We start from the raw sequence: 19,534 nt of genomic DNA on the forward strand, positions 1-19,534 counted from the left end.
GATGTTTTCTCGAAGGACGTCCAACCAATCAGGAGGTCGCAGCATCATGGTCAACGCCGCTGACGCCGTTTCCACGACGGGTGCACGTCTCATCGTCGATGCCTTGCTCGCGCAGGGTGTCGATCGCGTTTTCTGCGTACCGGGCGAGAGCTTTCTCGCTGTGCTCGATGTACTTCATGACGAGGATGCGCATATCCGCACGTTCGTTTGCCGGCACGAAGCGGCGGCTGCCAACATGGCCGAGGCGACCGGAAAAATGACGGGGCGGCCCGGCGTGGCTTTCGTGACGCGCGGTCCGGGCGCCACCCATGCATCGATCGGCGTGCATACGGCGTTTCAGGATTCGACGCCGATGATTCTCTTCATCGGCCAATGCGCGCGCGAGCATCTCGATCGCGAAGCGTTCCAGGAGATCGACTATCGACGCATGTTCGGTCAAATGGCGAAGTGGGTCGCGCAAATCGACGACGCGCGGCGCATTCCCGAGTATCTGAGCCACGCGTTTCATGTTGCGTGTTCGGGACGACCGGGGCCGGTCGTGTTGGCGCTGCCCGAGGACATGCTCTCGGACCCTTGCCCGGCCGTGCCGGCGGCGCCCCGGTTTCAGCGTGTCGCCGCGTCGCCGGCGCCGGCGCAAATCGAGCGCGTGCGCGCACTGCTCGAGAACGCGCGGCAGCCCATGCTGATTCTCGGCGGCAGCGGATGGACGGCGGGCGCCTGCGACGACATACGCCGCTTCGCGGAAAACTGGCAATTGCCGGTGGGATGCGCTTTCCGCTATCAGGACCTCTTCGATAATGCGCATGCGAACTATGCAGGCGACGTGGGGCTCGGTATCAATCCGGCGCTCGGGCGGCGCATCGGCGAGGCGGACCTCCTGCTGGCGATCGGCCCGCGGCTCGGCGAAGCGACGACGGGCGGCTATACGCTGCTCGACATTCCGAAAACGAAGCAGACCCTAGTCCATGTGCATCAGGGGGCGGAGGAACTCGGGCGCGTTTATGCGGCCGATCTGCCGATCGTTTCGGGCATGCCTGAGATCGCGGCGGCGCTCGCGGCACTCGAGCCGGGCGCGGCGCCCGCGTGGGCCGGCAGCGCGGAGGACGCGCATCGCGCCTACCTCGAATGGCACCGGCCACGCCCGATGCAGGGCGACGTGCAGCTGGGCGAAATCATGGTGCAACTGCGCGAGCGGCTGCCGGAAGACGCTTTCGTTTCGAACGGCGCGGGCAACTACGCGATCTGGCTGCACCGGCACTTCGCCTATCGGCGCTTCAAGACGCAACTGGCACCGACGAGCGGGGCGATGGGATATGGGGTACCCGCGGCGCTGGCAGCCAAAGCGCTTTATCCCGAGCGGATCGCGGTGGCCCTTGCCGGCGACGGGTGCTTCATGATGGCGGGCCACGAGTTGGCAACGGCCATGCAGTACGGCCTGAATGCGATCTTCATCGTCGTCAACAACGGTCATTACGGCACCATCCGTATGCATCAGGAGCGCCACTATCCTGACCGGCCGCATGGCACGGCGCTGACCAACCCAGACTTCGCTGCCTATGCGCGTTCGTTCGGCGCGCATGGCGAGACGGTCGTCAAGACGGTCGAATTTTTGCCCGCGCTCGAGCGTTCGATCGCCAGCGGCTTGCCGGCGTTGATCGAAATCCGCGTGCCGAAGGAGGTCAGCACGCCGTCCGCCACGCTCGAACAGATTCGGGAACAGGGGCGCAAGGCGCGCGCCGGAGCATGATGCCCCGGTTCGCGCGGGCCGTCGCCGTCCGCGCTGCGCCGCGCGGGGCATCCGGTTCAGACGTCAGTCAATGGCCACGGTAGATTTCGGTATGCGACTCCGACACCTCGGTGGTCCGCGCCGGCTTGAGCCGCTCGCGGGGCTCGATCTCGGATAGCACCGTGTGCCAGGTCTGCTTGGCCATCGCCAATGGCGACGATGCTGCTCCATGTTCTTCAGTACGCTCGGCCGTGCGCTCCGTTGCGCGTCGAACGGCCCGGGTCGATACCGCCGAGGCCAAGTGCTGTTTGGGCGTATGGTTCTTCGCCACTCGCTTCGCCGGTGTCTGCGCCTGCGACTGTGCCTGCGCGGCTTGGCCATGATCCGCGCTGGACGCCGCTGCTGCCGAGGCCGCCGGAGTCCGCTTCACCGCACCCGACCAGACTTCATTCGATTGCCCCGCGGGCGGTGCGTGGGAGCCGCTCGTATCGGTAGGCGATGCGGTCTCCTTGCAGTCCGCACTATCGCCGCCTGCCGCGCAGCCGGGGCGCAGACGAGGATGCGCTTCGTCACCACGCTCGGCTGGCGCCGGGATGACTGCCGGCGTGGCGAGCGGGGCGGGTGCCGCGGATGTCAGGGATGCCGGCGATGGCCCTGCCGGCACGGGCGACGTCTCGGCGTCCGGTGCGACCCGCTGTTCGGCGATACGGGGCGCCTGTGCGGCGGAGGCCGGGCTGGGCGGCAGTGTCCGAGCTTGCGCTTGTGTAGCGGGGGCCTCGGCCGTCCCGGCGGTCGGCCGCGTAGCCGGTGCGACTGTTGCGTGCAACGGGTCGGAGGCGGCCGGCTGTGTCGAGGCGAGCGCTTCCGATTGCGGTGTCGACGGCGCGGGACTTGCCGGAGGGCGTACCGGTGCTGCGACTTGAGCGGACAGCCGATGAGCCGAGACCGATGGCTGCGGCGCAGCCTTTTTCGCGAGCGTGGGCGATACCGGCTTGCGCGGCGCAGCCGCAGCGCTTGCCGCGGCGCGCTTCGCATCGGGCATCGCCGCGGTCCTGTTTGCCGGTTCGCCGCCTGGCGCAACGGCCGCAGGGCGGTTATGCGCAGGCGGGCCGCCGATGGTGCGTTGGGCGTCGGCGGCATTCTCGTGGCGTACGGTATCGAGTTGTTGTCGAAGCAAATCGACGAGCGCCGCCGAAGAGAGCGCCTGCAGAGCCGAGCGTGACGCGGCGTGCGTTGCGGGGGCGTCCTGTTGAGGGGGGGGGCGGTCTGCCTGCGGCCGGTCTTCCTGCGTTTCCTGGGTGCCGCGCGAGGGCGGGTCCGCCGGGGTCGGCCAAAGCATTTGAGCGTTATCGTGCTCGTCGATGGCCACGACAGCGCCAAAGATGGCCGCGAAGCCGAACAGTATCCATGCCACGCTCGCCGACACTCCCCAGCGCCGCGCCCCGTTCGAATCGCCCGAGGTGAGGCGGTGCGGCAGCGCGGCAAGCAGGCGCCGGCGCATCGGTGCGGTGGTGCCGAGCGCGGGGCGCGCGGGTGGCGCCGGCGACGCCGGAGGAGCCGGAGGAGCCGGACGCGTGGCCTTTCGCACGCGCGTTTGCCGCAAGACGGGCTGCCCGCAACGCGGGCAGTGCAGGGCGTCGGAGCCCACGGCTGCGCCGCATCTGACGCAAGGCGCCGGAGCGGCCGACTGTGAGGTGGCTTCCGTCTGCATAAGCTTTCGATGGCGGCGCGCCCGCGCGAACGCGCATGTTTGCTGAGATTGCCGATGTACCGGCGAGCGAACGCGGGGCTCGCATGGGGCGCGGCGGTTCGCCTTCTGTCACTTTAGTCAGAACTATGGGCTCGCCTCAGTGCGAGATCAATTGCCAATGGCCGGCGGATGTTCGCTGTTTAACATTCGACTGAATCTTGTCGACTATTGCAGCCCGGCAGGCATGCGTTATGAACGCGGCCGCGGCGGAACGAATCGCCACGTCAGCAGCACGATGAACGCGAAACCGGCATAGACCACGGTGAAAAACCAGCCGGGGAGATCGTAATAAAGAAGCCTCCCGACCCAGTAGGCGATGAAGCCTTGCGAACTCGGGCCGCTCTCGCGCAGCCACGCCTCCAGCGTGGTCAGCGGGCACGGCACGCCGAGGAGGGCGAGCGCTGCGACGATGCCGATCGATGCGAGGTGAACGAAGCGAAAGCGCGGTTCGCGCACCCAGCGCCAATGGCGTGCGGCACCGCACCAGATCGCCGCGAAGCCGCCCACGATGAAGAGCACGACGCACGCGTGCACGATCAAAACCGTATCGGCGAGCACTGTAGTCATGGACATGTTTGGCGCACGGACCGCAACGCGCCCGGTTTCAGCGACGCCGGTGCGCGCTTCCCGACATCAGTGCAGCAATAACGATGCAAGCGGCGAAGAGCGTTGCCACGACGGCGATGCTATCGCGATAAGCCTGCGCGTGGCGTGCTGCATTCGCCCCCTCGGCCGCGACGGAGAAGAACAGGCCGCCGATCGCCGTCGCGCCGAAGGCCGAGCCGATTTGCAGCATCGATGTGACGATGCTGCCCGCGAGCCCCGCTTTGCCCGGCGGAATTTCGCCGATGACGATGCGCACCACGTTCGGCAGCACCAGACCGTGCCCGGCGCCCGCAACGACCAGGCCCGCGTAAAACAGGCCGCCCGGCACGACCCGCAGCGAGGCGGCCGCTGTCGCGGCGAACCCGAGCGCAAGCGCCGCGAAGCCGGCAGTGAGGACATGATTGCCGATGCGGCGCACGATGGCGGGTGAGCACAGCGGACCGAGAATCGAGCCTGCGCCGAACGGAAAGACCGCCGCGCCGGCGGCGAGCGCGGACCATCCCAGGCCCGACTGCAGATAGATGCCGTAGGTGAGGAAAAAGGCGCTATCGCAATAGAAGCAGAACGCCAGCACGAGCCCGACGGAAAACACAGGATTGCCGAACAAAGCGAGCTCGACGAGCGGGTCGCGCCCGGCGCGATGCGCGCGATACTCCGCCAGCACGAAAGCGGCGAGCGCCGGCACGCTGGCGGCGAGCATCGTCCACGCCCAGAGCGGCCAGCCCGCTTCGCGTCCCTGAGTCAGCGGATAAATGACGAGGGCGAAGAACGCCGATAGCAGCGTGAGACCCAGCCAATCGTTGCCCTCCGTGCGTGCGGCACGGCTTTCGGGAACGAAGCGCCATGCGCCTGCCAGTGCGAGCACGCCTACCGGAAGATTGATGAGAAAGATCGATTGCCATCCGAGCCCGAACGGGTGCAGCGTGACGAGCAGTCCGCCACCGATCTGTCCGGCGACCGATGCGAAGCCATAGACGAAGCCATAGAGACTCATGACCGCCGTCTGCTGCTCTTTCGGAAAGGCGCTGCGGATGGTCGCGAGGATTTGCGGCACGAGCATGGCCGCCGAGGCGCCCTGCATGATGCGCGCCGAGACGAGAAACGCGCCGCTCGGTGCCAGGGCGCATAACAGCGAAGCAACGAGAAAACCTGTCATGCCGCCCATGAAGAGGCGTTTGCGGCCGAAGCGATCGCCAAGCCGCCCACCTGTGACGAGCAGCACCGCAAAGGCGGAGGTGTAGGCCGAGACGATCAATTGAAGCTCGGCACTGCTTGCGCCCAGGCCGCTGCGAATAGCGGGCAATGCAAGATTGACGATGAAGTAATCGAGCGGCGAGAGAAACGCGCCCGTCAGCAGCACGACCAACGCAGCGGCGCTCGATCGCGTGCCATAGGCCGTGTCGCCACGGGAATCGATTTGGGCGGCTGCCTCCTTTCCTGCCGAAGGTGGCGTCGAACGAGTCGTCGTGCGAAGGGAGTCGGATCTGATCATGGTACGAGGCCTCAAAAAAGAGGCGAACGCTCGCATCGAAGGACACATGAGACGCGTTGCGCGCGTTCGCCGTTCGCCATTCGTCGCTTGTCGCGCCGCTCGAGTCAAAAGGGGGGTGGCAGCGCGCCCAGCACCGATTCGAATGCAATGCCGATGGCGAGCAGCCTGCGATCGCTACCGAGCGGACCGTCGATCTCGATGCCGACAGGCAGGCCCGACGGTGTCAGGCCTGCGGGAATCGACAGACCGGGAATGCCGGCGATGCTCGCCGGATCGGTATGGCGCAAGTAGGCGGCCATTTCGTCGATGGGCTCGCCGTTGCCGATCGTGACGACGGCGGAGCCTTCGATGTCGTCGATGTCGACTGCGGGTAGCGGCGTAGTCGGAAAGAGCAGCGCATCGAGGCCCGCCGTATCGAATATCGATGCGTAGCGTCGTTGCAGCTCGGGGCGCAAGACTTGAATCGCATGCGGGTACGCCTCGGCGTAGGTGCCGGCAAGCGTCGCCTCATAGATGCGCCTGACATCGGGGCTCGCAATGCGCTCGGCCAACGCGCCGAGCGTTCGCACCGGGGCGCCGTTTGCGGCGAGCCACGCGGGCACATCGTCGCCGAGCTCGGCAAACGCGATGGGCAGGCTGATGCGCTCGCAAATCGACATGATTTCTGTCAGCTCGACATCGACCAACGTCACACCAGCTTTTTCGAGGCGCTCGCGCGCCGCATGGGCAATCGCTTCGACTGCACTGTCGAGTTGCCGCCAGCAATCGCGCGGCAGGCCGATACGCAAACGCGTGAGCTCGATTGCGGGCAGCGCGGTATCGCCGGTCGCGATGCCGTCGATGAAGGCGAGGTCCGCTGCGGTGCGCGCCATCGGGCCGACCGTATCGCGCGTATGGCTGATCGGCACGACATCGTGTTCGTTGCGGTAGCGACGCTCGGCCCCGCCGTTTCCGACCGAGGGCCGCAAGCCGGCTGTACCGGTGAGTGCCGCGGGAATGCGCGTCGAGCCGCCTGTGTCCGTCCCTAGCCCGGCGGGCACGATGCGCGCGGCGAGCGCCGCGGCCGTGCCGCCGGATGAGCCGCCGGGTATCTTCGAGCGATCGTAGGGGTTGCGAACCGGCCCGGCGTGCGCAGCGAGGTTCGTGCTCGTGATGCCGACAGCCAGCTCGTGCATATTCGCTTTTCCGAGCACGATGGCGCCGGCCTCGACGAGCCGTGTCACGGTCGGCGCGGTGGTGGGTGCGACAAAACCTGCGAGCGCCGGTGTGCCGGCGCAAGTCCGCGTGCCCTTGACGTTGATGTTGGCTTTGACGGCAATCGGCAAGCCGGCGAGCGGGTAGCGCGCGCGCTCGTTGCCGGTGAGGGCGTCGATTCGCGAAGCAGCCGCAATGGCGCTTTCCGTTTCGAGGGTGATGAACGCGTGAAGCGAGCTGTAAGTGTCGGCACGCGCGAGCAGTGCCGTTACATAGTCGACGGCTTTCAGCCGCCCCGATCGTATCGCTTGGACAGCTTGCCGTGCGTCCAATGCCCAGGGTTGCGCGATGGTCGATGAGGTCATGCGGTATCTCCTGATTCGGCGGGTGCTTATTTATGAATGAATGGTCAATAAATAGCGGCGTTGCAGCCGGCCGCGATGTGCATCGAGCGCGAAAAGCTGAATAACGTGTCAGCCAGTAATAGTAGCGGCCCCGAGCTTTGCCTGCGTCGCCGCCGATCACGCGTCGATACCTTGCTTGATATTATGACTATTCAGTCAATATATCAACCGGTGTATCGGACGGCTGCTCAGGTCCCCGCAAACCGACGCCGGTGCTCCGATTGCACGCCCGGGCCGTTGCGAGTAGTCTTCAAACCTGCGTCATTCATTCAACGGCAGCCCCACAACCCGTTTTCCTCATGAAAAGTGCAGCGCGTTCGCGTTTCGCCGTTGGCGGCATCGAGACATCGCTCGATGCTGCGCGCCGCTGCTGTCTCATTGCGTTTCCTCCTCCTGTCGCCTCGCCGCCCCCGTTCGGGCGGGTCGTCGCAGCGCTTGCACCGCCACACACGGCGGTGCTCGGCTAAGCGCCGACACTTCGTTTTCTCCTGCAGACCGGCCGTTCGGCCCGCGTAGCTGCGCCAAAGGGCGCACATGCGGGTGCGCGAGTACGCGCGTGCGGATGCGTGCGCGTGTCCGTCGACGTGTGCCGGTCTGCCAGTTCAACGAATTCGACTGGCAGGTGAACTCATGGCTTGGTTCAAAACCGCTTTGGCGGCCTATGGTGCGACTGCGCTTTTTATTCTGCTGTGGAGCAGTGGCGCCATTTTTGCGGAAATCGGGGTGACGCATGCGAGCGCCTCGACGTTTCTGACGATGCGCTTTGCGCTTGCGACGATCATGCTTGCGCTCATCGGTGCATGGCGGCATCGTTGGTTGCCGGCGCGCGGCACGCGCGTCCATGTCGCCGCCACCGGCGCGCTGATGATGGGCGGCTATTCGATCTGCTACTTCCTTTCGCTCGAGCGAGGACTGACGCCCGGGCTATTGGCGGCCATTCTCGGCGCACAGCCGATTGCCACGCTCGTTGTCACCGAGCGACGTTTTTCGGCGATGCGGATGGCCGGTCTTTTCATGGCGATGCTGGGCCTTGCGTCGATCGTGTTTCGCGGCGCATCGGCGTTGAATCCTTCGACGACCGAAGGACTCGCGCTCGCCCTCGCCGCACTTGCGAGCATTACGGCGGGGGCGATCATGCAAAAGCGCATCGTGCAGGAACCGATGGACGTGCTGCCCTTGCAGAACTTCGTAGGCTTGCTGCTTTCGCTGCCTCTCGGGGTTGCCGAATGGAACGGGTTACGGCTGGACGCACCGCTCGCCGTCTCCGTACTCTGGCTCGGGATTGTCATCTCGGTGCTTGCCCAATTGCTGTTCTATCGGCTCGTGCGCCGCGGCAATCTGGTCAATGTGACCAGCCTTTTCTATCTCGTGCCCGTCATTACGGCGCTGATGGACTACCTGTGCTTCGGCCACGCGCTGCAGCCGAGAGACGTCATCGGAATGATCTTGATTCTCACCGGGCTGGCCCTGACGCTTCGCAACAAGGAGAAGGTGCACAGCGCGCCTCGCGAGATGACGCGTGAGCCGCGCGGCTAGTGTCTCGTGGGTTGAACCGGTTCAGCGCAAGCGGGCGGAATCGGGTGGCCGGATACAATGCGGCAGCGTTGCATCGATCCGAATACATCCGATTCCCTCTATGTCCGAATCCGTCCGGGCCTTTTTACTCGGTCCGCTATTGAAGAGCGTTTCACGCTCGTTTTACCTGACGCTGCGCATTTTGCCCGCCGGTATGCGCGACCCCATTGCGCTCGCCTATCTGCTCGCGCGCGCGGCCGATACGATCGCGGATACATCGCTGATCGACCCGGCGCAGCGGCTCGAGCTCTTGCTTGCATTGCGTGCCAGCGTGAATGGCGCGCCGCCCGACGATGGCTCGCTCGTGCGTCGCCTCAGGGATGACGTGGCGAGCCAGCAAGGGCATGCCGACGAAAAATTGCTGCTCGAATCGCTCGGTGGCGCATTCGACGCCTTGACGCAGTTGGATACGGCAGACCGGGACGCGGTGCGCGAGATCGTGACTACGCTGACGATGGGCATGGAGTTCGATCTGCGCACCTTCCCTGACGAACGTTCGGGCCAGCTCGGCGCGCTCGCGACGCTCGACGATCTGGACCGCTACACCTATCTCGTGGCGGGCTGCGTCGGCGAATTCTGGACCAAAATGACCTACTCGCATCTACCCGGCACGCTCAAAGAGGCGGCCGCGACGATGATCGAGCACGGCGTCCGATTCGGCAAGGCGTTGCAGATGACGAACGTGCTGCGCGATTGCGCGAAGGATGTGCGTATCGGGCGCTGCTACCTGCCTGAGCGGATGCTCGAGCGTTTCGCATTGACGCCGCAAGACTTGCTCGCCCCCGATGCCTCGTCGCGCGCCCGGCCGCTCCTGTTCGAACTGGTCGGCAAGACGCTCGAACTGTACCGCGATGCGCTGGCCTATACGTTCGCGATTCCTGCGCGCTCGGTCCGTTTGCGTCTGGCCTGCATCTGGCCGATTCTGATCGGCCTCGAGACGCTTGCGCTGCTTGTCGACAACGACCGATGGCTCGATCCGGCATGCGTCTCGAAGATCGGCCGTTCGCGCGTGTACGGCATCGTTGCGAAATCGAGCATGGTCGTCATGTCGACACGGACCTTGAACGCTTGGGCGGAACGGCTCATCGGCACGATCGAAGCGCGCATCGGTGGCCGTGTTGGCGGGCAAGCGAGTACCGCTCGATCGTGAAATAATCGCCGAGTCCGCGCGACTGGCGCCTGGAGATGGACCACCATCGGGAAACGCGGACAGTGCCCGTGAAGCGGGTGCATTGCCGCGCGCCTGGGCGTCGTCCTTCTTTCCTTCTCCGAGGAGTGATGCAATGCCCACGTCCAGTTCGTTGCTCGCTTTTGGCCTCGTCGCGCTCGGCATGGCGCTGACGCCCGGCCCGAATATGGTCTATATCGTCTCCCGTTCCATCTGTCAGGGCAGCGCCGCCGGCCTGGTCTCACTGGGCGGCGTCGCACTTGGCTTCGTCTTGTATATGGTTGCCACGGCATGCGGCATTACGGCCTTGCTGATCGCGGTGCCGCTTGCCTACGATCTGCTGCGCTTCGGCGGCGCGCTTTATCTGGGCTACCTTGCATGGCAGGCGCTCAAGCCGGGCGGCCGCTCGCCGTTCCAAGTCCGCGATCTGCCGGCCGATAGTCCGCGCAAGCTCTTCGTCATGGGCTTTTTGACCAACATGCTCAATCCGAAGATTGCGGTGCTCTACCTGTCGTTGCTGCCGCAATTCATCGATCCGCAACACGGCCACTTCCTCGCGCAGTCGCTCGCGCTTGGCTCCCTCCAGATCGTGGCGAGCCTGACTGTCAACTCGGTCGTCGCTCTATCTGCTGGCACCATTGCTCGCTTTTTGGCCGGAAGGCCCCTCTGGCTCGTCGCTCAGCGGTGGCTCATGGGCACGGTACTGGCGGGGCTCGCGGTCAGAATGGCGACGGAAGCGCGGCGCTGAAGGGGGAATCGCTCGAAAATGCGTTTCATGGCATGCCGCTTCGGACGGCGGCTGTAGCGCACGCTGTGTCACCCTAGACTTCGACCGTACTCGTTTTGAATGGTGAGCGATATGGTTGAAGGTCCTGGGAAAATAGGCGGCGGGCTGCCGGAGCCGATCGATGGTGAAGGCGGCGAGGGCGCTGACAAAGCGGGGGGCGATGCCGCGCAGCCTCCGCATGCTGCCAAGCCGAGAGGGTCTATCGATCCGCGCCTTAGCGGCTTACCGGGTGCGGCAGCAAGCGCTTCGACACCGCCGGCATCGTCGTCCGAGGACCCGGGCGACGAGTTTAGGGCCGACTTGGCCTCGTTCCTCGACCGAGCGGGCAAAATCACCACTTTGCGAGTGCTGAACAACGATTGGCTACCGGATCGGCTACGGATCGCATACGAGCAAAGCGAGCAAGTCGACGCGCGTGCCCGCGGCGTCCGCAATCTGGCTGAGGTGAAAGCGGTACTGGCGCTAGAGGGAGTGGGAGGACCACCGCCGCTACCTGAGGTTAACCTTCGCAACGTGATGCCACGCGTGACCGGCGGTCGAGAGATCCCGGGACGCGAGCGCCCGAAACCGCTTTCCACTTTAGCGATGCGAATATCGGCGGACGAGTTTCCCGCTGACGAGCGCTTCCAAGCATCGATGCTCGTTCTGAACGCTATCGGCGCAGTGGAATTCAAGCCTCACCGCGTTGAGCCATTAGCCGAAATGGCCGAAGCGACGTCATCGGTGGAGGATGATGCCGAGCGAACCGATGTATATCGAGCGGTGTTGCGGGCGGCCCAAGGGCTCTGGGAGGAGCATAAGGCAGCGCCCGAGAGCAAGAGCGAGATCGGCTCGGGCGAATACGTCCACATCCTCGCGAGTCTTTCGCTGAATTCCCATGCCATTCGCGTCGAACGGGAGGCCACGCTCGCCGCATTGCGGCATGCGGTCGAAGATGAAGAGCTGACTCCGGAGCAGCGCACGACAGCCTCGAGCGGCCTTGACGATTAAGACGTGCCGGGCTGCCGGTTCGCGCCGGGAACCACCCGGTATCACGTTCAACGAAGCGTCGCCTGATTCGCATCCGGATAATCGAGCTTCGGATACCAGTCGGTGCCGCGCCCGCCCGGCGTCAGATCGAGAATGGTCCAAAGCGGCATCAGATCGGGCGCGCCGCGCGGATCTTGCCCGGGATCGGCCGTCTCGGGCCCCATTTCACCCGCATAGAAGTGATGAACCGTGCCGTTGCGGCGAACGAACACATTGATCGCGGGATTGTCGCCCGTTTCCGGGTCTTCATGTGCGTAGTCGAGATTGAAGGTATTCTCGCCGGACGAGAATAGCCGCAGGTAGCGCCAACCTCTTTCCTTCTTGAATGCGATGAGCCGGTCTATCGGCGATCGCGCGACGACGGTCAACGCGACTCGCTGCTCGATGTCGCGCGCCTCGCCGTCGAGCGCGCTCAGAAATGAGGTACACATCGGACACGGACGCTCGCGCCGTGGGCCGAACATCCAGTTATAGATGACGAGCGTATCGTGCTTGCCGAACATGTCGGACAGCGTTGTCGAGCCGTGCTCGCCTTGAAAGCGATAGTCCTGCGGCACGGCGCCGCCGAGCGGCAACGCGCGGCGCATCGCCGCGACGCGCTCGATCTGGCGCCGCAATTCGATTTCCTGTTCGAGCAGTGCATTGCGGGCTTTGCGGTATGCCTCGCTTTCGCCGGGAAAGCGGTACTTCGATTGAGCAAGGAGTGTGGCGGGCTTCAATGCGGGTGTGGATGTGTCTGCTTGATTCATGGAGCGTCTCCTCAGGAGTGCCGAACGAACGGGGGCGGAGCGCCGGTATCGATGACTCGCCTCGGCATCGGCTCCCCCCTTTTCGACGACGAACGAGCCTCGCCAGAATCGACACATCGCCATGAGTTTTCCGTGTTTGCATTTTTCGCGCCCGCTCGTCACACGAGGCTGGTGGCGCTTACGAAAAGCTGCCGCCGAGCGATGCGCGAATCGGATAAGTGTCGTAGATGATCAGCAGCCGCGCGATGCGACCCGCCTCGTCGAACTCGAATACATCGACACATTCAAAGCGCACGGTCGGCCCGTCCTTGAGCGCCCATTCATAGACGAAATATCCCGTGGCACGTGCGGCGCCCGTCGTGCTGACGCAGACATCGATCGGCGTAATGCTGCTTTGCCCCGACGCCGCCGACAGTTTCTCGAAAAACGGGCGAGGCGACACCCAGCCCAGCAAGGGCGAATACACCTGCGCATCAGACGCGAAGAGCGCGCAAATCGCCGCCGCATCGCCGCGTTCGAGTTGGCTCAGGTACTCGCGTATCCGGCTGGTATAAAGTGATTGCGCGGATGTCATTGCGAATTCCTCCATTCATCCGTTATCAAATACCGCACGCGCGATCTCTATGTGGCTACACGTGGGGCGGCTTCGGGACAGACGATATCGACGCCCAGATGAACCAACAATCGAAAAATTCGCAAACGGGCCATGAGCCGCTTGCATACCCGCTCGCCGAACTGACGCGTCCGTTTCCGACGCTCGCGGGCCTGCAGGTTTTCGTCGCCGTGGCGAGCCTCGGCAGCCTCACGAAAGCCGCGGTTCATCTGTGCCGCACGCAAGGCGCCGTGAGCCGGCAAGTCCAGCAGGTCGAGGCGCACTATGGATGTGCACTGTTCGTTCGCCATGCAGGGGGGCTGACGCTGACGCGCGAAGGCGAGCGCTTGCTCGAAGTCGCGTTGCGCGTGCTCACTGAACTGAGCGATTACGCGCGCACGCGAATCGACGAGATCTCGATCGTGACGTTGAGATTGCCGTCGACTTTTGCCGTGCGGTGGCTCTTGCCGCGCATGGCACAGCTCGAGCGTGCGATGCCTGGCGTTGAACTGCGCATCGCCACGTCATCGGACGACCGCCCGGATTTCGCTCGACAGGATATCGATGCGATGGTCGTGCGGGGCAGGGGCCCATGGAGTGGCATGGAGGCGGTCCAGCTTTTTCCCGAGTCGCTGACGCCGATGTGTGCTCCCGCGATCGCCGCATCGATTCGCTCCGTTGACGACCTGAGACGAACGGTGCTCCTGCATGCCGGGCCGAGTCGCGCGGAGTGGCGTTGTTGGCTCGATGCGATCGGCGGCGCGGGTATCGATGTCACGAAGGGGCCTGTGTTGGATACGCTCGAACTCGCGCTGGCTGCGGCAGCCGACGGCCACGGTGTGGCCATCGGCGATCCGCGCATGGCCCGCGAACGGCTGCGCGAAGGCGTGCTCGTTGCACCGTTCGAGGAAGTCGCGCTGAACGGCGCGTCGTATTTTCTCGTCTACCCGTCGCAAAGCGGCGAGCAGCGGAAGATACGAACGCTCGCCGCCGCGCTGACTACCCTCGCGCGCAACGAAGACGGCCAAGGTTCGATCGCTCAGGCGTGAGCGATGGCGTCATTCGCCGATTGCGCGCGCCGTACCGTCCAGTTCGTGATTGAGCACGCGCTGCTCTTCATCGGACAGGCCGCCGCCGTGCTGCGCGGCCATATCGCGCGCTTCCTGGCGAATGACGTCAAGACGATGGTGCAGGGCGTTGCCTTGGGGAGGTGGGTAATAGCCTCCGTTCACGTGCCAGTCGATGCGGCGGCCGAGATTGTCGATGCGGCTGTTGACCTGACCGAAGCGCTCCAGCGCGACCTCGCGCGGGTTCGGGCGCAGCACCGGTGCGGGTGCCGGTACAACGACCTGGCGCGGCGGCGGTGGCTGATTGACGACGCAGGCGCTCAGCGACGCGATCAATGCGCTGCAAGCGAGCGCGCGAACCATTGTTTTCATCGTTTCGTTATCCCTTGTGATTTGCACGGCAGGGAGCGCCGCGGTCGACGTTCCCCTCCGGGGGATAAACGCGCCAGATGCCCAATGCGATGACAACGATCGGCGCGGTGCCGCGGCGGGTCAAGCCCCCATGCGCTCGAATCGCAGGCGTCGCCCTTCGCGCGCGCTGCGCTCGGCGAGCTCGATGATCGTCATGACATCGACTGCATCTTGCGGCGAGACCGGGAATGGCTCGCCATCGCGAATGGACGCGGCCAGCGCCCGATAGAACTCGGGGTATGCACCGGTGAGCGTCGGCCATTGCCGCTCGATTTCACGCTCGCCTTCGAGCACGCGAAGCGTGGCGGGCGGATTGTCCGCGCCGAAGCCCGCGTCGCCGGGGCGAAGACCCGCTTTCAATTGGTCTTCCTGTGTATCGAGACCGTACTTCACATAGCTGCCGAGCGTGCCGTGAATGGCGAACCGGGGCGGCTCGATCGCGCAAAGCGCGCTCGCATGCAGGACCGCTTCCTTGTCCGGATAGCTGAGCAGCAGATGCACGTAATCGGCTGCGCCCGCGCCATCGCGATGCACCTTGACCGTGGCATAAACCGTTTCAGGCGGCCCGAACAGCACGAGCGCCTGATCGATCAGATGCGGACCGAGATCGAAGAGCAGGCCGCCGCCGCGCGACGCCTGCTCGCGCCAGCGCTCGCGCACCTGCGGGCGAAACCGGTCGAAATGCGATTCATAGTGCGCGACGCGGCCCAGCGTGCCCTTCGCCAATAGCTGACGCACGGTAAGGAAATCGCCGTCCCAGCGGCGATTATGGAAAGGCGCAAAGACGAGATTGCGCTCGTGCGCGAGGCGGGCGAGCGTGACCGCCTCCGCGGCGCTCAGCGTCACGGGTTTATCGACGACCACATGCTTGCCCGCGCGAAGGACCTTCGCCGCCATATCGAAGTGCGTATCGTTGGGCGTGGCGATGACGACACATTCGATGTCGTCGAGTGCGAGCAGCGCGTCCAGGTCCGGGACGGCCCGCGCTTTCGGATAGTCGGCGAGCGCCTTTGCGGGCTGGCTCGTGGCGATGGCGGCGAGGCAGGCGTAAGGTTCGTTCGGTCGCTGCGCGGGCGCGCCGCAGTGTTCGATGACCGGCGCGTGAAACGTCGCGCCGGCGAAGCCGTATCCCATCAAGCCGATCTTTACGGATGTCGTCATCGTAGGGGACCTCTGATTTGTCGTGGATGCCCGTGCTCGTGCGCGTCGCACGCATCGCAACAGGCGGCATGCGGCGCATGGAATTCGGGACGATGAAGCGTGCATTGTGGCACGCGTTGCCCGCCGCTTTGCAAGTGCCCATGCGCAAGCGTCTTGGGGCCAAAGCGATCGTGTGCTGCTCGTGTTAACATCGCGCACTCGCCCTCGATGGCATCGTCCGGAGCGCACGCGTGTGCGCCTTCGCGCGAGCCGCCAAACTGTAAGATCCACCAGAAATGTCCGCAGGATTGAATCCCGCCCAAAGCGAGGCGGTCCGCTATCTCGACGGCCCGTGTCTCGTGCTTGCCGGCGCCGGTAGCGGGAAGACCCGCGTCATCACGCAAAAGATCGCGCACCTGATCGAGGCGAAGGGCTTCGAGCCGCGCCATATCGCCGCCGTCACCTTCACGAACAAGGCGGCCGCGGAGATGCGCGAGCGCGTCGGCAAGCTGCTCGAAGGCAAGACGCTCACGGCGCCGGGCAAGGAAGGGCGCAAGGTGCCCGTGAACCAGTTGACCGTTTGCACGTTTCATTCGCTCGGCGTGCAGATCCTGCGGCAGGAAGCCGAGCATCTCGGCCTGAAGCCGCAGTTCTCGATCATGGATGCGGACGATTGTTTCGCGATGATTCAAGAGCAGGTGGGCTCGACCGACAAAGGCTTCATTCGCAAAGTCCAGACGATCGTCTCGCTCTGGAAAAACGGTCTCGTGACGCCGGAAGAGGCGATGGCCACGGCGTCGAACGAAGACGAGCACCTGGCCGCGATCGTCTATCGCAACTATGTCGCGACGTTGCATGCGTATCAGGCCGTCGATTTCGACGACCTGATTCGCCTGCCGGCCGAACTCTTCGCGAAGAACGAGGCCGTGCGCGAGCGCTGGCAGAACAAGCTGCGTTACCTGCTCATCGACGAATACCAGGACACCAACGCCTGCCAGTACGAACTGCTCAAGCTGCTGGCCGGGCCACGCGCGGCGTTCACGGCCGTGGGCGACGACGATCAGGCGATCTACGGCTGGCGCGGCGCCACGCTCGAGAACCTCGCACAGCTCGGCAAGGATTTTCCGAAGCTGCATGTCATCAAGCTCGAGCAGAACTATCGTTCGACGGTGCGCATTCTGACCGCGGCGAACAACGTCATCGCGAACAATCCGAAGCTCTTCGAGAAGAAGCTGTGGTCCGAGCACGGTATGGGCGACTCCATCACCGTGACGGCTTGCAACGATGAGGAGCATGAGGCCGAATCGGTCGTCTTCCGGCTGTCGGCCCACAAGTTCGAGCGGCGCGCGCAGTTTCGCGATTACGCCATTCTTTATCGCGGCAATTTCCAGGCGCGCATCTTCGAACAGGTTTTGCGGCGCGAGCGGATTCCTTACGTGCTCTCCGGCGGGCAATCGTTTTTCGACAAGGCCGAGATCAAGGACATCTGCGCCTACTTGCGCCTGATCGCCAATCCGGACGACGACCCCGCCTTCATTCGCGCCGTGACGACGCCGCGGCGCGGGATCGGCAACACCACCTTGGAAGCGCTGGGCTCGTTCGCAGGACAAGCGAAGGTGTCGTTGTTCGAGGCTGTTTATATGGGCGGAATCGAGGCGCGCTTATCGGCACGGCAAGTCGAGCCGTTGCGCGTTTTTTGCGATTTCATGCAGCGCATCGCCGAGCGTGCGACCCACGATGCCGCCACGACCCTGCTCGACGACCTCATGGAGGCGATCCATTACGAGGCGTATCTCTACGACACGTTCGACGAGCGTCAGGCGCAATCGAAATGGCAAAACGTCCTTGAATTTCTCGAATGGCTCAAGCGCAAAGGTACGAAGCCCGAGGTGGAGGAGCCGGAAGACGGTGACGCGACCGGCTACGACAATGCCGATGGGCTTGCCGATACGGGCAAGAACCTGCTGGGTTTGATTCAAACCGTCGCGCTGATGTCGATGCTGGACGGCAAGGAAGAAGACCCGGACGCCGTGCGCTTGTCGACCGTGCATGCGTCGAAGGGGCTGGAGTATCCGCACGTGTTTCTCGTCGGGGTCGAGGAAGGAATCATGCCCCACCGGGGTAATGCCGAGGACGATGAGATCGATGACGCGCGCATCGAGGAAGAACGGCGGCTCATGTATGTCGCCATCACGCGTGCGCAGCGCAGCCTGCATTTGAATTGGTGCAAGAAGCGCAAGCGCGCGAGAGAGACCGTGGTGTGCGAGCTGTCGCGATTCATCGCCGAAATGGGGCTCGACGAGGCGCCGCCACCGACCGCCGAGGAGGCGCCGATGTCGCCGAAGGATCGCTTGGCCAGCCTCAAGGCGCTGCTGCAGAAGGGGTGATGCGCGCGAAACCGCGCGGCGGGCTTCGCGCGCGCATCGATCGATTTCGCTTCGACCGATGCGCTTGATTGCCTCTGGTTCCCTACTGGATGAGCGGGCTATTTGGCGGCATTGACCATATAGTCGACGGCCGCTTTGACCTCGGCATCCGGTGCGTTCGAGCCGCCTTTCGGGGGCATCGCGCCTTTGCCGTGAAGTGCGTAGTTGTAGATCGTGTCCATCGGATCTTTCAGGCGCGGCGCCCATGCCGCCTTGTCGCCGAACTTCGGTGCATTGAGCACGCCGGCGGCGTGGCAGGCCTGGCAAACCTTTTCGTAGAGCGCCTTGCCGGCCTGCGCGGTGTCCGCGCTTGCCGTGGCCGCGGCAGGCGCGGCGGCGGGAGCCGTGGCGTTCGTCGATGCCGAAGCGGGGACTCCGCCCGTCTGAGCGGTCGGCATCGAGGCAGCCGTTGCCGCGGTTTGCTCGCTGGCGGCTGCCGTCGGGTTGGCCGATTCCGCTGCGGTGGGGCTTGCCGGCGCGGCGGCCGTTGCGGCTGCGCTCGAGCTTGCGCCTTGAACGGGTGCCGGTGGCTCCGGGAAGTTTGCGCCGCCGTGATCGGCCATATAGACGACTGCGCGTGCGATTTCGTAATCGCTGTAATCGTCCGGCGTCGTGCCGCCGCGCGCGGGCATGGCGCCTTTGCCGGTCAAGGCAGTGTGCAGCAGGGTGTCGAAGCCTTGGGCGATTCGGGGCGCCCAGGCGCTGCTGTCGCCGAATTTCGGTGCGCCTGCGGCGCCGGTGGCGTGACAGGTCGAGCAGACGGCCTTGAACACTTCTTCGCCGGTCTTGAAGACGTGGGGCGCGTTCGCGTCTCGTACGGTGACTTGTGCGAGGGGCGCGATGCGTTTTGCTACGGCGGAATCTTTGGCTTCGTCGGTGCCGGCGCCGGTGCGCACCGTCTGGTTGACGTTGTAGGCCAGGAGCCAGATGACGACGATGGGAATGGCGAATGCGGCGATGACTGCTGCAATCAGTTGCCCGGGGGTTTTGATCGGGGCTCCGTGTGGTGCTTCGCTCATGCTTGACTCGTCTCCCGGTGGGTATTGTTGGTGAGCGGTACAGCGTGACGGCAACGGCTTGACGGCAACAACTTAATTCATTCAGTCAAACACGGCGATTATAGACGGAAGGTTTTCGCGGCGGCCAGACGCGTGCAGGAATGCGGCCGGCCGCGTTTACCCGTAATTGGGGTGGGAAGGGACGCTTTTCGGGCGGGGACGCTTAACGGGGAAGGAGTCGCCCGGGGGCGTGCGGTGGACGTCTCGCGTGAAACCGGGTATGCTCTCGGTCTCGCTCGGCGCTGCGCCCTCCCGGTCGCGGCGCCTTCGTGTTCAAGCGAAGCGCCCGTAGCTCAATGGATAGAGTACTGCCCTCCGAAGGCAGGGGTTGCTGGTTCGATCCCAGCCGGGCGCGCCAAA

The 19,534-nt window shown here is 64.6% G+C and carries 16 protein-coding genes, 1 tRNA gene and 1 riboswitch; of the genes, 8 read left to right on the forward strand and 9 right to left on the reverse strand.

The window, feature by feature from the left end; all coding sequences use genetic code 11:
- The first annotated feature begins 46 nt into the window (after nucleotides 1-46).
- Nucleotides 47-1,747, forward strand: a complete 1,701-nt coding sequence (locus ACO1XS_RS17735) for a thiamine pyrophosphate-binding protein (RefSeq protein WP_486391288.1) — start codon at nucleotides 47-49, stop codon at nucleotides 1,745-1,747.
- 67 nt (nucleotides 1,748-1,814) lie between these two features.
- Here the strand turns inward: ACO1XS_RS17735 and ACO1XS_RS17740 are convergent, their stop codons facing one another.
- From ACO1XS_RS17740 to iaaH, 4 genes are all read right to left on the reverse strand, one after another.
- Nucleotides 1,815-3,227, reverse strand: coding sequence for a hypothetical protein (locus ACO1XS_RS17740; protein ID WP_486391289.1), 1,413 nt, complete (start codon nucleotides 3,225-3,227; stop codon nucleotides 1,815-1,817).
- 438 nt (nucleotides 3,228-3,665) lie between these two features.
- Nucleotides 3,666-4,049 (reverse strand): DUF2784 domain-containing protein, encoded by a 384-nt coding sequence (locus ACO1XS_RS17745; RefSeq protein WP_331567406.1) that lies wholly within the window; start codon nucleotides 4,047-4,049, stop codon nucleotides 3,666-3,668.
- Nucleotides 4,050-4,080: 31 nt separating this feature from the next.
- Entirely contained in the window at nucleotides 4,081-5,574 is a 1,494-nt protein-coding gene (locus tag ACO1XS_RS17750; protein WP_331567408.1) for an MFS transporter, read from the reverse strand.
- A 104-nt stretch (nucleotides 5,575-5,678) separates the two neighbouring features.
- Nucleotides 5,679-7,133 (reverse strand): indoleacetamide hydrolase, encoded by a 1,455-nt coding sequence (gene iaaH, locus ACO1XS_RS17755; protein WP_486391290.1) that lies wholly within the window; start codon nucleotides 7,131-7,133, stop codon nucleotides 5,679-5,681.
- Between the two features lie 669 nt (nucleotides 7,134-7,802).
- Between iaaH and ACO1XS_RS17760 the strand changes: the two genes are divergently transcribed.
- The 4 genes from ACO1XS_RS17760 (at nucleotide 7,803) to ACO1XS_RS17775 (ending at nucleotide 11,692) form a co-directional block, all read left to right on the forward strand.
- Entirely contained in the window at nucleotides 7,803-8,708 is a 906-nt protein-coding gene (locus ACO1XS_RS17760) for a DMT family transporter (protein ID WP_331567412.1), read from the forward strand.
- Between the two features lie 100 nt (nucleotides 8,709-8,808).
- Nucleotides 8,809-9,897, forward strand: coding sequence for a phytoene/squalene synthase family protein (locus tag ACO1XS_RS17765; RefSeq protein WP_331567414.1), 1,089 nt, complete (start codon nucleotides 8,809-8,811; stop codon nucleotides 9,895-9,897).
- A gap of 8 nt (nucleotides 9,898-9,905) precedes the next feature.
- Nucleotides 9,906-10,003, forward strand: a riboswitch (ZMP/ZTP riboswitch).
- 27 nt (nucleotides 10,004-10,030) lie between these two features.
- Entirely contained in the window at nucleotides 10,031-10,663 is a 633-nt protein-coding gene (locus ACO1XS_RS17770) for a LysE family translocator (RefSeq protein ID WP_331567416.1), read from the forward strand.
- Between the two features lie 111 nt (nucleotides 10,664-10,774).
- Complete coding sequence (locus ACO1XS_RS17775; protein WP_486391291.1) at nucleotides 10,775-11,692, forward strand: hypothetical protein; 918 nt, start codon at nucleotides 10,775-10,777, stop codon at nucleotides 11,690-11,692.
- A 47-nt stretch (nucleotides 11,693-11,739) separates the two neighbouring features.
- On the opposite strand, the gene ACO1XS_RS17780 is transcribed toward ACO1XS_RS17775, so the two are convergent.
- Nucleotides 11,740-12,480, reverse strand: coding sequence for a DUF899 family protein (locus ACO1XS_RS17780; RefSeq protein ID WP_486391292.1), 741 nt, complete (start codon nucleotides 12,478-12,480; stop codon nucleotides 11,740-11,742).
- A gap of 178 nt (nucleotides 12,481-12,658) precedes the next feature.
- A complete protein-coding gene (locus ACO1XS_RS17785) occupies nucleotides 12,659-13,054 on the reverse strand; it encodes a nuclear transport factor 2 family protein (protein WP_331567422.1) in 396 nt (131 codons plus the stop codon).
- A 98-nt stretch (nucleotides 13,055-13,152) separates the two neighbouring features.
- Here ACO1XS_RS17785 and ACO1XS_RS17790 point away from each other — a divergent pair, with 98 nt between their 5' ends.
- The gene (locus ACO1XS_RS17790) at nucleotides 13,153-14,121 is read left to right on the forward strand and encodes a LysR substrate-binding domain-containing protein (protein ID WP_486391293.1); all 969 of its coding nucleotides are present in this window, start codon (nucleotides 13,153-13,155) and stop codon (nucleotides 14,119-14,121) included.
- A 9-nt stretch (nucleotides 14,122-14,130) separates the two neighbouring features.
- Here the strand turns inward: ACO1XS_RS17790 and ACO1XS_RS17795 are convergent, their stop codons facing one another.
- Nucleotides 14,131-14,511: a hypothetical protein gene (locus ACO1XS_RS17795; RefSeq protein WP_331567426.1), complete on the reverse strand. Its 381-nt coding sequence runs from the start codon at nucleotides 14,509-14,511 to the stop codon at nucleotides 14,131-14,133.
- A gap of 120 nt (nucleotides 14,512-14,631) precedes the next feature.
- Nucleotides 14,632-15,711: an oxidoreductase gene (locus ACO1XS_RS17800; protein ID WP_486391294.1), complete on the reverse strand. Its 1,080-nt coding sequence runs from the start codon at nucleotides 15,709-15,711 to the stop codon at nucleotides 14,632-14,634.
- A 275-nt stretch (nucleotides 15,712-15,986) separates the two neighbouring features.
- Here ACO1XS_RS17800 and ACO1XS_RS17805 point away from each other — a divergent pair, with 275 nt between their 5' ends.
- A complete protein-coding gene (locus tag ACO1XS_RS17805) occupies nucleotides 15,987-18,077 on the forward strand; it encodes a UvrD-helicase domain-containing protein (RefSeq protein ID WP_331567430.1) in 2,091 nt (696 codons plus the stop codon).
- 98 nt (nucleotides 18,078-18,175) lie between these two features.
- On the opposite strand, the gene ACO1XS_RS17810 is transcribed toward ACO1XS_RS17805, so the two are convergent.
- Nucleotides 18,176-19,135: a c-type cytochrome gene (locus ACO1XS_RS17810; protein WP_486391295.1), complete on the reverse strand. Its 960-nt coding sequence runs from the start codon at nucleotides 19,133-19,135 to the stop codon at nucleotides 18,176-18,178.
- 321 nt (nucleotides 19,136-19,456) lie between these two features.
- On the opposite strand from ACO1XS_RS17810, the gene ACO1XS_RS17815 reads away from it, so the two are divergent.
- Nucleotides 19,457-19,532: transfer RNA gene (locus ACO1XS_RS17815), tRNA-Arg, on the forward strand.
- Nucleotides 19,533-19,534: the final 2 nt, after the last annotated feature.

It is taken from the genome of Trinickia sp. (genome assembly GCF_057351765.1).

What these genes read in the sequence shown, in the direction of transcription:
- ACO1XS_RS17785 (WP_331567422.1), bottom strand. Translation starts at nt 13,054, where the DNA reads ATGACATCCGCGCAATCACTTTATACCAGCCGGATACGCGAGTACCTG.
- ACO1XS_RS17775 (WP_486391291.1), top strand. Translation starts at nt 10,775, where the DNA reads ATGGTTGAAGGTCCTGGGAAAATAGGCGGCGGGCTGCCGGAGCCGATC.
- ACO1XS_RS17765 (WP_331567414.1), top strand. Translation starts at nt 8,809, where the DNA reads ATGTCCGAATCCGTCCGGGCCTTTTTACTCGGTCCGCTATTGAAGAGC.
- ACO1XS_RS17745 (WP_331567406.1), bottom strand. Translation starts at nt 4,049, where the DNA reads ATGTCCATGACTACAGTGCTCGCCGATACGGTTTTGATCGTGCACGCG.
- ACO1XS_RS17750 (WP_331567408.1), bottom strand. Translation starts at nt 5,574, where the DNA reads ATGATCAGATCCGACTCCCTTCGCACGACGACTCGTTCGACGCCACCT.
- ACO1XS_RS17810 (WP_486391295.1), bottom strand. Translation starts at nt 19,135, where the DNA reads ATGAGCGAAGCACCACACGGAGCCCCGATCAAAACCCCCGGGCAACTG.
- ACO1XS_RS17740 (WP_486391289.1), bottom strand. Translation starts at nt 3,227, where the DNA reads ATGCGCCGGCGCCTGCTTGCCGCGCTGCCGCACCGCCTCACCTCGGGC.
- ACO1XS_RS17805 (WP_331567430.1), top strand. Translation starts at nt 15,987, where the DNA reads ATGTCCGCAGGATTGAATCCCGCCCAAAGCGAGGCGGTCCGCTATCTC.
- ACO1XS_RS17770 (WP_331567416.1), top strand. Translation starts at nt 10,031, where the DNA reads ATGCCCACGTCCAGTTCGTTGCTCGCTTTTGGCCTCGTCGCGCTCGGC.
- iaaH (WP_486391290.1), bottom strand. Translation starts at nt 7,133, where the DNA reads ATGACCTCATCGACCATCGCGCAACCCTGGGCATTGGACGCACGGCAA.
- ACO1XS_RS17800 (WP_486391294.1), bottom strand. Translation starts at nt 15,711, where the DNA reads ATGACGACATCCGTAAAGATCGGCTTGATGGGATACGGCTTCGCCGGC.
- ACO1XS_RS17760 (WP_331567412.1), top strand. Translation starts at nt 7,803, where the DNA reads ATGGCTTGGTTCAAAACCGCTTTGGCGGCCTATGGTGCGACTGCGCTT.
- ACO1XS_RS17795 (WP_331567426.1), bottom strand. Translation starts at nt 14,511, where the DNA reads ATGAAAACAATGGTTCGCGCGCTCGCTTGCAGCGCATTGATCGCGTCG.
- ACO1XS_RS17735 (WP_486391288.1), top strand. Translation starts at nt 47, where the DNA reads ATGGTCAACGCCGCTGACGCCGTTTCCACGACGGGTGCACGTCTCATC.
- ACO1XS_RS17780 (WP_486391292.1), bottom strand. Translation starts at nt 12,480, where the DNA reads ATGAATCAAGCAGACACATCCACACCCGCATTGAAGCCCGCCACACTC.
- ACO1XS_RS17790 (WP_486391293.1), top strand. Translation starts at nt 13,153, where the DNA reads ATGAACCAACAATCGAAAAATTCGCAAACGGGCCATGAGCCGCTTGCA.